At 74.9% G+C, this 12,594-nt stretch carries 1 protein-coding gene; it reads left to right on the top strand.

Features of this window, described 5'->3' with window-relative positions:
- Positions 1-5: 5 nt before the first annotated feature.
- Positions 6-12,594: SDR family NAD(P)-dependent oxidoreductase (locus ACZ7OH_RS41745; RefSeq protein ID WP_470285949.1), on the top strand; the 12,589-nt coding region annotated here is incomplete at its 3' end.

Here is a 12,594-nt window from a genome sequence, read left to right as displayed (position 1 = left end):
GACACATGTCCACCCCGAGCGACCGGGTCGTCGAAGCACTCCGTGCCGCGATGAAGGAGTCCGAGCGGCTGAAGCGGCAGAACCAGGAGCTGCGGGCCGCCGCCACGGAGCCGATCGCCATCGTGGCCATGGGCTGCCGGTTCCCCGGCGGCGTCCGCGGCCCCGAAGCGCTGTGGCGGCTGGTCGAGGCCGGCGGTGACGCGATCGGTCCGTTCCCGGCCGACCGCGGCTGGGACCTCGCCGCGGTCACCGGCGCGGGGGTCGACGAGCGGGGCATGGAAGTCAGCCAGGCCGGCGGGTTCCTCGACGGCGTCACGGACTTCGACGCGGGCTTCTTCGGGATCTCGCCGCGCGAGGCGGTGTCGCTGGACCCACAGCAGCGCCTGCTGCTGGAGGTGTCCTGGGAGGCGATCGAGCGGGCCGGGCTCGACCCGCGGGGGTTGCGCGGCAGCCGGACCGGCGTCTTCGCCGGGACGAACGGGCAGGACTACGCCTACCTGACCGTTCGCTCGCTGGCCGACGCGGACGGCTCGGTCGGCACCGGCATCGCGGCCAGTGCGCTGTCGGGCCGGCTCGCCTACACGCTCGGGCTCGAAGGCCCGGTCGTCACCGTTGACACGGCGTGCTCGTCGTCGCTGGTCGCCGTGCACCTGGCCGCGCAGGCGCTGCGCGCGGGGGAGTGCACCCTCGCGTTGGCCGCGGGCGTGAACGTGATGTCGACGCCCGGGTCGATCATGGAGTTCAGCCGCCAGGGCGGCCTTTCGGCCGACGGCCGCTGCAAGGCGTTCTCCGACGACGCCGACGGCACCGGCTGGTCCGAGGGCGTCGGCGTGCTGGTGCTGGAGAAGCTGTCGGACGCGCAGCGCCATGGCCACGACGTGCTTGCCGTGGTCCGCGGCACCGCGGTGAACTCCGACGGCGCGTCCAACGGCTTCACCGCGCCCAACGGCCCTTCGCAGCAGCGCGTGATCCGCGCCGCGCTCGCCGCCTGCGGACTGTCCACTTCGGACGTCGACGTCGTCGAGGCGCACGGCACCGGCACGAAGCTCGGCGACCCGATCGAGGCGCAAGCCTTGCTGGCCACCTACGGCCAGGACCGCGAGACGCCGCTGCTGCTCGGGTCGGTCAAGTCGAACATCGGCCACACTCAGGCCGCGGCCGGCGTCGCCGGGATCATCAAGATGGTCGAGGCGATCCGGCACGGCGTCGTGCCGCAGACGTTGCACGCGGGCACGCCGTCGTCGCATGTGGACTGGACGGCGGGCGCGGTCCGGCTCGCCACCGAGACACAGCCGTGGCCGTCGGTGGAGCGGGCGCGCCGCGCCGGCGTCTCGTCGTTCGGCGTCAGCGGCACCAACGCCCACGTCCTGATCGAGCAGGCGCCCGCCGTGCCGGTGGCCGACACCGAGCGCGCGGACGTTCCGGCGCCGTGGCTGCTGTCCGGACGCACGCCGGCCGCGTTGCGCGCGCAGGTCGCCCGGATCGTCGGCGTCGACGCCCCTCCCCTGGACGTCGCCTGGTCGCTGGCCACCACCCGGTCGGCGTTCGAGGAGCGGCTGAGCGTCTCGGGGCCGGATCCTCGCGCGGCGCTGTCGGCTTGGCTGGAAGACGGTGACGCACCCGGAGTCGTCACGGGTTCGGTCGAGCGGCCGCCCGCGCTCGCGTATGTCTTCACCGGCCAGGGCGCGCAGTGGCTCGGCATGGGCCGCGCTTTGGCCGCGCGGTTCCCCGTCTTCGCCGACGCACTGGCCGCGTCCCTGGAGAGGCTCGACCCGGGCGTGCGCGAAGTGCTGCGCGGAAGTGACCCCGGCGCGCTCGACCAGACCGGGAACGCGCAGCCCGCGTTGTTCGCGATCGAGGTCGCGCTGTTCCGGCTCCTGGAGTCGTGGGGGATCCGGCCCGACTTCGTCGCCGGGCACTCCGTCGGCGAGATCGCCGCCGCTCACGTCTCCGGGGTGCTGTCGCTGGACGACGCCTGTGTGCTCGTCGGCGCGCGGGCCCGGTTGATGCAGGCGCTGCCCGCCGGTGGCGCGATGGTCGCCGTCCGCGCGAGCGAGGAGGACGTCCGGCCGTACCTGAGTGATGACGTCGCCATCGCCGCGGTCAACGGCCCCCGGTCGGTCGTGCTGTCCGGAACCGACGACGCCGTCCTCGCCGCGGCGGCACACTTCAACCGCCCGCGCCGGCTTTCGGTGTCGCACGCGTTCCACTCGCCGTTGATGGACCCCATGCTCGACGACTTCCGCGTGGTGGCGAGCGGGCTGACGTTCGCCGAGCCGGTGCTGCCGTTCATCGCCTCCGGGGACGTCACCTCGGCCGAGTACTGGGTGCGCCACGTCCGCGAGCCGGTCCGGTTCGCCGATGCCGTCGCACGCCTCGCCGAGTCCGGCGCTTCGGTGCTCGCCGAGCTGGGCCCGGACGCCGCGCTCACGCCGCTGATCGGGGACCTCACCGCGATTCCGCTGGCACGCCGGGACTCCGACGAAACCGCGGTGCTCACCGAAGCACTGGCCAAGCTGCACACCGCCGGCGTGCGCGTCGACTGGACCACGTTCTTCGCCGGCACCGGCGCCCGCACCGTTTCCCTGCCGACGTACCCGTTCCAGAGCGAGCGGTACTGGCCGTCCGTCGCGGACCTGACCGCCGATGCCGCCGGGCTGGGCCTGGACCCGGTTTCGCACCCGCTGCTCGGCGCGTCACTCGCCCCGGCCGGATCCGACGGCCTCCTGCTGACCGGGCGCATCTCCGCGCGCACGCACCCGTGGCTCGCCGACGGCGCGTTCCCCGGCACCGGCTTCGTCGAACTCGCCCTCCGCGCGGGCCTCGACCTCGGCTGCGACCTGGTCGAAGAGCTCACCCTCGGCGCGCCGCTGGAGCTGGCCGCCGACGAGGCCGTCGACCTTCAGCTGTCGGTGAGCGAACCGGACGTGACCGGCCGGCGCCGCCTCGAGGTCCACACCCGGGCCGGCGCCGGCAGCTGGACCCGCCGCGCCGAGGGCGTCCTCGCCACCGGCGCACACCACGAAGACTTCGCCGACGGCGACGACTACACCGAAGTCGCCTTCGGAGAGGACGAAGCCGAGACGGCGCGCTTCGGACTGCACCCGCGGCTCCTGGAAGATGCGCTGCACGCGGCCGGGCTGACCGGCTACCCGACGCACTGGAGCCGCGTGTCCCTGCACGCGGCGGGCGCCGCCCGGGTCCGCGTCCGGGTCCGGGTCCGCGACGGCATCTCGCTCACCGACACCTCGGGCGAGCCGGTGGCGTCGATCGGTTCGGTGCGCGCGGAAACCGTGCACACACTCTCCGATGTGGACTCGCTGTTCGAGCCGCGCTGGGTGCCGGTCGTGCTGCCCCCCGAAGGCGCCACCGACGCCACGCTCGTCCGGCTGACCCACGACGGCGACCCCCTCGACGGTCTCACCACGCTGACCACCCGCGCCCTCGAACTGGTGCAGGACTGGCTCGCCGGCGAGCACGCCGGCCGTCTGGTCTTCGTGACCGAAGCCGACGACCTCGCCGGCGCGGCCGTCTGGGGACTGGTCCGCGCCGCGCAGACCGAGAACCCGGGCCGCTTCGTCCTGGTCGACGCGGACGCCGAGACCACCGACGACGCCATCGAGCGCGCCCTCGCCCTCGACGAACCCCAGCTGCTCCTGCGCGGCGGCACTGCCCGCGCCGCCCGCCTCGCCCGCGTCGACCCCGAGCTTTCACGTGAAATCTCGGGCTGGAATCCCGACGGGACCGTCCTGATCACCGGGGGCACCGGCGGGCTCGGTGCCGAGTTCGCCCGGCACCTCGTGCGCGAGCACGGCGTCCGGCACCTGCTGCTGCTCAGCCGCCGCGGCGCCGGCGCCCGGGAGCTGCGCGAGGAGCTCGGCATCGACGTCGAGATCCGCGCCTGCGATGTCGCCGACCGTGCCGACCTCGCCGCCGCGCTCGCCGCGATCCCGGCCGAGCACCCGCTGACCGCGGTCGTCCACGCCGCCGGCGTGCTCGACGACGGCGTCGTCACCGCGCTCACCCCCGAGCGGCTCGCCCCGGTGCTGGCGGCCAAGGCCGCCGCCGCGTGGCACCTGCACGAGCTGACCCACGACCTCGACGCCTTCGTGCTGTTCTCCTCGGTCGCCGGCGTCATGGGTGGCGCCGGCCAGGCCGGGTACGCCGCCGCCAACAGCTTCCTCGACGCACTCGCCGCCCACCGCCGCGCCGCAGGCCTGCCCGGGCTGTCGCTGGCCTGGGGTTCGTGGACGGTCGGCATGGCAGGCTCCCTCGACGACGCCGACCGCGCGCGGATGGCCCGCTCCGGCATGCCGCCGCTCGAACTCGACCAGGGCCTCGCGCTCTTCGACACCGCTCTCACGTTGCCGCACGCGCTGGTCATGCCGGTCGCCGTCGACCTCGCCGCGCTGCGCCTGCGCGAAGAGCTGCCGCCGTTCCTGCGCGGGCTCGTCGGCGGGATCCGCCGCTCGGCCGCGACGTCCGGAGCCGCCGCCGATCTCGCCGGGCAGCTGCGCGCCCTCGACGACGCCGAGCGGCTCGCCCGGGTCACCGACCTCGTCCGCGGCCGCGCCGCGACCATCCTCGGCCACCCGGACGCGGCCGCCGTCGGCGCCGGGAAGTCGTTCTCCGACCTGGGTTTCGACTCGCTGACCGCGGTCGAGCTGCGCAACCGGCTCGCGGCGCTCACCGGGCTGCGGCTGCCCTCGACGCTGGTGTTCGACCACCCGACGCCGGTCGCGGTCGCCCGGCTCGTGCTGGCCGAGCTGTTCGGCGACGCCGTCACCCCCGCCGCCGTGACGGCCGGGCGGCGCGACGACGACCCGATCGTCGTCGTCGGCATGGCCTGCCGGTTCCCCGGCGGGGTCGAGAGCCCCGAAGACCTCTGGGACCTGGTGGCCGACGGCCGCAGCGGCGTGTCGAGCTTCCCCACCGACCGCGGCTGGGACGCCGCCGCGCTCGCCGCGTCGGACACACGCGCGGGCGGTTTCCTCTACGACGCCGCCGAGTTCGACGCCGGGTTCTTCGGCATCTCGCCGCGCGAGGCCGTCGCCATGGACCCGCAGCAGCGGCTCCTGCTCGAGGTGTCCTGGGAGGCGTTCGAACGCGCCGGCCTGGACGCCACCGGTCTGCGTGGCTCGCGGACCGGCGTGTTCGTCGGCACCAACGGCCAGACCTACTCCGACCTGTTCCTGACCGCGGACGTCGAGCTGCGCGGGCAGACCGGGACCGGCATCGCCGGCAGCGTCGTGTCCGGCCGCCTGTCGTACGTGCTCGGCCTCGAAGGCCCGGCGATGACCATCGACACCGCCTGTTCGTCGTCGCTGGTCGCGATGCACCTGGCCGCGCAGTCGCTGCGCGCGGGAGAGTGCGACCTCGCGCTGGCCGGTGGCGTCACGGTGATGGCGACGCCGGGCGGGTTCGTCGGGTTCAGCGGGCAGAACGGGCTTGCCCCCGACGGCCGCTGCAAGGCGTTCTCCGACGACGCCGACGGCACCGGCTGGTCCGAAGGTGTCGGCGTCCTGGTGCTGGCGCGCCGGTCCGAGGCGATCCGCGCCGGGCACGAGTTCCTCGCGGTGCTCAAGGGATCCGCGGTCAACCAGGACGGCGCCTCCAACGGACTGACCGCGCCGAACGGACCTTCGCAGCAGCGGGTCATCCGCGCGGCGCTGGCCGACGCCGGACTGTCCACTTCGGACGTGGACGTCGTCGAGGCGCACGGCACCGGCACGACGCTGGGCGACCCGATCGAAGCCCAGGCGCTGCTGGCGACCTACGGGCAGGACCGCGAAACGCCGCTGCTGCTGGGATCGGTGAAGTCCAACATCGGGCACACGCAGGCCGCCGCGGGCGTGGCCGGGGTGATCAAGGTCATCGAGGCGATGCGGCACGGCGTCGTCCCGAAGTCGCTGCACGTCGGCGAACCGTCGTCCCACGTGGACTGGGAAGCGGGTGCGGTCGACGTCGTCGCCGAGCCCGTCGGGTGGCCGGCCGTGGACCGGGTCCGGCGGGCCGGTGTCTCGTCGTTCGGGATCAGCGGCACCAACGCCCACGTCATCCTCGAAGCCCCCGAACCGCGCACGGCCGAAGCCGCGCCCCGGCGGGAGCTCCCGGTGGTGCCGTGGGTCGTCTCCGGCAAGAGCGAAGACGCTCTCACCGCCCAGATCGCCCGCCTCACCGAGGCCGGGCCCGACCCGGTCGACGCCGGCTACTCCCTCGTCGCCACCCGCGCGAGCTTCCCGCACCGCGCCGTGCTCCTGGCCACGCCGGACGGCGTCCGCGAGGTCGCGCGCGGCACCGCGGACACGCCCACGGTGGGTTTCCTGTTCACCGGCCAGGGTTCCCAGCGTCTCGGCATGGGCCGCGAGCTGTACGCGACGTCGAAGCCGTTCGCCGACGCCCTCGACGACGTCCTCGCCCACCTCGACCCCGGCGTGCGCGACGTCCTGTGGGGCGACGACGCGAGCCTGCTCGCCGAAACCGGCTGGGCGCAGCCTGCGCTGTTCGCCGTCGAAGTCGCGCTCGCCCGGATGGCCGAGGCGCACGGCGTCCGGCCCGCCCGCGTCGCCGGGCACTCGGTCGGCGAGATCGCCGCCGCCCACGTCGCCGGGGTGCTGTCCCTGGCCGACGCGTGCACCCTGGTGTCCGCGCGCGGCCGCCTGCTGCAGGCGCTGCCCACCGGCGGCGCGATGGTCGCCGTCGAAGCGTCCGAAGAGGACGCTCGGGCCGCATTGGTCGACGGCGTCGACATCGCCGCGGTCAACGGGCCGCGCGCGGTCGTGCTGTCCGGCACCGAGGACGCGGTGCTCGCGGTGGCGTCGCAGTTCGCGAAGAGCAAGCGGCTCTCCGTCAGCCATGCGTTCCACTCGCACCTGATGGACCCGATGCTCGACGACTTCCGCGCCGTCGTCACCGGGCTGACGTTCGCCGAACCGGAGATCCCGGTGGTCGCCGCGGGCGACGTCACCGACCCGGAGTACTGGGTCCGCCACGTCCGCGACGCCGTCCGCTTCGCCGACGTCCTCGCGGACTTCGCGGTCACGGCGTTCGTCGAGATCGGCCCCGACGGCGTCCTCTCGACGCTGGTCGACGAGCCCGACGCGGTCGTGACGCCGTTGCTGCGCAAGGACCGCCCGGAAACCGAGGCCGTCCTCACCGGGCTGGCCCGGCTGCACGTCGCGGGCGCCGACGTCGACTGGACGCCGTGGTTCACCGGCGCCCGGCGGATCACCCTGCCCACCTACGCCTTCCAGCGGCAGCACTACTGGCCGAAGGTCACGCCCGGCCGCGGCGCCGTCGAGCGCCTCGGGCTCACCCCGGCCGGGCACCCGTTGCTGGACTTCGCCGTCGACCTCGCCGACTCCGGCGGCGTCGTGCTGTCCGGGCTGCTGTCGACGGACGCGCAGCCGTGGCTGGCCGACCACGTCGTCGGCGGGCACGTGCTGTTCCCCGGCACCGGGTTCCTCGACCTCGCCGTCCGCGCGGCGGACCAGGTCGGCTGCTCGGCCGTGCGGAGCCTTTCCATCGCGACGCCGCTGTGGCTGCGTCCGGACGAGCCGGTGCTGCTGCAGATCGCCGTCGGCGGCCCCGACGACGCCGGGCGCCGCGACCTCACCATCTCCTCGCGCACCGGCCCGCACGCCGGGTGGGTGCAGCACGCGGCCGGGTTCGTCGCGGTCGACGAGCACCCTCCCGCGAGCATCGGCGACTGGCCCCCGGCCGGTGCGGCCGAAGCCGACGTGTCCGCGGTGTACGACGAGCTGGCCACGACCGGGCTCGTCTACGGGCCCATGTTCCGGGGCCTGACCCGCGCCTGGCTGGACGGCGACGCACTGCTCGTCGAAGCCGGGCTGCCCGGCGAGGCCGATGGCGACTACGGCCTGCACCCGGCGTTGTTCGACGCGGCTCTGCACGCGCTGCGCCGGCTCGACGCGATCGCGGGCGGCCTGCCGTTCGCCTGGTCCGGGGTGTCGCTGCACGCCTCGGGTGCGACCCGCATCCGCGCCCGGATCACCCCGATCGACCGCGAGTCCGTGTCGATCGCCGTCACCGACGAGACGGGCGCGCCGGTGCTCACGGTCCAGTCGCTCCAGCTGCGCGAAGCCGCCCAGCGCGACGCCGACGACGACTGCCTGTTCCAGACCACGTGGGTGCCGGCCGCGCTGGCCAAGGACGCGCCCGCCGGCACCTGGGCCCTGCTCGGCGACGACCCGCTCCTGGCGTCCGTCGCCCGCCCGTGCGCGGACCTCGACGAAGCCCTCGCCCTGGCCCCGGACGTCCTGCTGGTCCCGATCGGCGCCGGCCCGGGCCCGCTGCTCGCCGCGGTCCGCGAGGTGACCGGCCGGGTCTTGAGCGTGCTGCAGACGGCGCTCGCCGACGAACGGCTCCGCCGGGTCGTGTTCGTAAGCCGCGAGGCCGTCGCCGTCGACCCGGGGGAGCGGATCGCCGACCCGGCCGCCGCCGCGGCTTGGGGCCTCGTCCGCTCCGCGCAGTCCGAGCAGCCCGACCGCTTCGTCCTCGTCGACCTCGAAGGCGGCGCGACATTGCCCGGCGCCGGGTTCCTGCTCTCCGGCGAACCGCAGTTCGCCGTCCGCGGCGAGAGTGTGCGCGTCGCGCGGCTCGGCCGTCTCGCCGGCAACGGCGACCTCCTGCCCCCCGCGGTACCGGCGTGGCGGCTCACCGCCGGTCCCGCGGGGATCGACGACCTCGGGGCCGAGGCGTGCCCCGGCGTGCTCGACGAGCCGCCCGCGGGCCACGTCCGCGTCCGCCTCGAAGCGGCCGGGCTGAATTTCCGCGACGTCCTGTCCGTGCTCGGCATGTACCCGGGCAAGCTCGGGAACCTCGGCGCGGAAGGCGCCGGCGTCATCGAGGCGACTGGTCCGGGCATCGACCCGGCCCGCGTCGGCGAGCGAGTGTTCGGCATGCTGCCCGGCTCGTTCGGCACCCACAGCGTCTCCGACGCGCGCTACCTCGCCCCGGTCCCCGCCGACTGGTCCGCGCGCACCGCCGCGTCCGTCCCGCTCGTGTTCCTGACCGCCTGCTACGCGCTGGTCGACCTCGCCGACCTCAAGCCCGGTCAGAAGATCCTCATCCACGCGGGCGCCGGCGGCGTCGGCATGGCCGCCATCCAGCTCGCCCATCACCTCGGCGCCGAGGTCTTCGCCACGGCCAGCGCGGGCAAGCAGCACGTCCTGCGCGAACTCGGCGTCGCCGACGACCACATCGCCTCCTCCCGCTCGCTCGAGTTCGCCGCCGACTTCCGCCGCGTCACCGGCGGCGCGGGCGTCGACGTCGTGCTCAACGCCCTGACCGGCGAGTTCGCCGACGCGTCGCTGAACCTGCTCGCCGACGGCGGCCACTTCCTCGAGATGGGCAAGACCGACATCCGCGACGCCGCCGCGCTGCCGCGGATCCGCTACCGCGCGTTCGACCTCGGCGAGGCCGGCCCGGACCGCACCGCCGAACTGCTCGGCGAACTGCTGGCCCTGTTCGCGGACGGGGTCCTGACACCGCTGCCGATCCGCAGCTGGGACCTGCGCCAGGCGCCGGCCGCGTTCCGGCACATGAGCCGGGCCAAGCACATCGGCAAGATCGTGCTGACCCTGCCGCCGCGCTGGGAGCCCGACGGCACCGTGCTCATCACCGGCGGCACCGGCGGCCTCGGCCGCGAGCTGGCCCGGCATTTCGTCACCACCTACGGCGTCCGCCACCTCGTGCTCACCAGCCGCCGCGGCCCCGACGCCCCCGGCGCCGCCGAGCTGCGGGAGGAACTCGGCGTCGACGTCACCATCGAGGCCTGCGACGCCGCCGACCGCGACCAGCTCGCCGGCGTCCTCGCCCGGATCTCCGACGCGCACCCGCTGCGGGCCGTCGTGCACACCGCCGGCGTCCTCGACGACGGCGTCGTCGCGTCGCTCGATCCCGCGCGGCTGGACGCCGTGCTGCGGCCCAAGGCCGACGCGGTCGTCCACCTCGACGAGCTGACCCGCGACCACGACCTGTCGGCGTTCATCGTCTTCTCCTCGGTCGCCGGCACGGTCGGCTCGGCCGGGCAGGGCAACTACGCCGCCGCCAACGCGTTCCTCGACGCCTTCGCCCAGCGCCGCCACGCCGAAGGCCGCGCCGCGCTGTCCCTGGCCTGGGGCGGCTGGGAAACCGGCATGGTCGGCACCCTCACCGACGCCGACCGCGAGCGGATGGCGCGCGGCGGAGTCCCGCCGTTGACCGTCGAGCAGGGCATCCGCCTGTTCGACCGGGCGACGCGCTCGCCGAGCGCCGTGGTCGTGCCGATGCGCGTGGACATGACGGCCATGCGTGCCCAGGGCGAGCTGCCGTGGCTGCTGCGCCCGGTCGCCCGGCCCGGTCGCCGCCGTGCGGGTGGCGACGCCGAGCACGTGCGCGGATCGCTGCGCGAGCAGCTGGCCGGGATGCGCCAGGCCGAGCAGCTGCGCCTGCTCGTCGGCCAGGTCGCGACCGAGGTCGGCACCGTCCTCGGCCACGCCCCCGAAGACGTCGAGACCACCCGGGAGTTCCGCGAGCTGGGCTTCGACTCGCTGACCGCGGTGGAGTTCCGCAACCGGCTCGTCGCCGTCACCGGGCTGCGGCTGCCTTCGACGCTGGTGTTCGACTACCCGACCCCCGGCGCGGTCGCCGAGTTCCTGCGGGCCGAGCTGGTCGGCTCCGGCGCCACCGGTTCCCCCGTCGCCGTGACCGGCCCGGTGTCGGACGACCCGGTCGTGGTGGTCGGCATGGCCTGCCGCTTCCCGGGCGGCGTCACGGGCCCCGACGGGCTCTGGGACCTGGTCGCCTCGGGCGGCGACGCCGTTTCGGGCTTCCCCACCGACCGCGGCTGGGACACCGCCGCGCTCGCCGCCAGCGACACCCAGGCGGGCGGGTTCCTTTACGACGCCGCGGACTTCGACGCCGCGTTCTTCGGGATCTCGCCGCGCGAAGCCGTCGCGATGGACCCGCAGCAGCGGCTCCTGCTCGAAGTGTCGTGGGAGGCGTTCGAACGCGCGGGGCTGGACGCGACCGGCCTGCGCGGTTCGCGCACCGGCGTGTTCGTCGGCACCAACGGCCAGACCTACTCCGACCTGCTCATGACCACCGACGCCGACCTGCGCGGGCAGACCGGCACCGGCCTGGCCGCGAGCGTCGCCTCCGGGCGCCTGTCCTACGTGCTGGGCCTCGAAGGCCCGGCCATGACCATCGACACGGCGTGCTCGTCGTCCCTGGTCGCCCTGCACCTGGCCGCGCAGGCGCTGCGCGCGGGGGAGTGCGACCTCGCGCTCGCCGGCGGCGTCACCGTGATGTCCACCCCGGGCGGGTTCATCGGCTTCAGCGGCCAGAGCGGCCTCGCCCCCGACGGCCGCTGCAAGGCGTTCTCCGACGACGCCGACGGCACCGGCTGGTCCGAAGGCGCTGGCCTCCTCGTGGTCGAGCGGCAGTCCGACGCCCTGCGCCAGGGGCACCGGATCCTCGCCGTGGTGCGCGGTTCCGCGGTCAACCAGGACGGCGCGTCGAACGGCCTCACCGCCCCGAACGGCCCCTCGCAGCAGCGCGTGATCCGGGCCGCGCTCGCGAACGCCGGACTGTCCACTTCGGACGTCGACGTCGTCGAGGCGCACGGCACCGGCACGAAGCTCGGCGACCCGATCGAAGCCCAGGCCCTCCTGGCCACTTACGGCCAGGACCGGACCCGGCCCCTGCTGCTGGGCTCGATCAAGTCCAACATCGGGCACACGCAGGCCGCCGCGGGCGTCGCCGGGATGATCAAGGTCATCGAGGCGATGCGGCACGGCGTCGTCCCGAAGTCGCTGCACGTCGGCGAACCGTCGTCCCACGTGGACTGGGAAGCCGGCGCGGTCGAGGTCGTCGCCGAAGCTGTCGAGTGGCCCGCGGTGGACCGCGTCCGCCGCGCGGGCGTGTCGTCGTTCGGGATCAGCGGCACCAACGCCCACGTCATCCTCGAAGCTCCCGAACCCCGACCGGAAACCCCGCGCGAGGAGGTAGCCGCGACGCCGGTGCCGCTCGTCGTCTCCGGCCGCACCGCCGACGCGCTGCGCGACCAGGCCGCCCTGCTGGCCGCCCGGCTCGCAACGCCCGGCGAACTCCTCGACGTCGCCTTCGCCGCCGCCACGACCCGTGTGAGCTTCGCCCACCGGGCCGCGATCGTCGCCACCGAACCGGAAACGGCGATCCGCGAGCTGCGGGCGCTGAACGCGTCCACCGAAACCGGCCGCCCGCCGGTGCAGGCGTTCCTGTTCACCGGCCAGGGCGCGCAGCGGCTCGGCATGGGCCGCGAACTGGCCGAGACCTACCCGGTCTTCGCCGAGGCTCTCGACGAGGTGCTCGCGTTCTTCGACCCCGCACTGCGCGACGTCGTCCGGGGCGAGGACGCCGACGCCCTGGCCCAGACCGGCCACGCGCAGCCCGCGCTGTTCGCGCTCGAGGTCGCCCTGGTCCGGCTGCTGGAGTCGTGGGACGTGCGCCCCGACTTCGTCGCCGGGCACTCGGTCGGCGAGATCGCCGCCGCCCACGTCGCCGGGGTGCTGTCCCTGGCCGACGCGTGCACCCTGGTGTCCGCGCGCGGCC

Source organism: Amycolatopsis sp. NPDC114478, assembly GCF_055633805.1.
The sequence above is the reverse complement of the archived record's forward strand: the minus strand, read 5'-3'. Positions and strand labels throughout refer to the sequence as shown.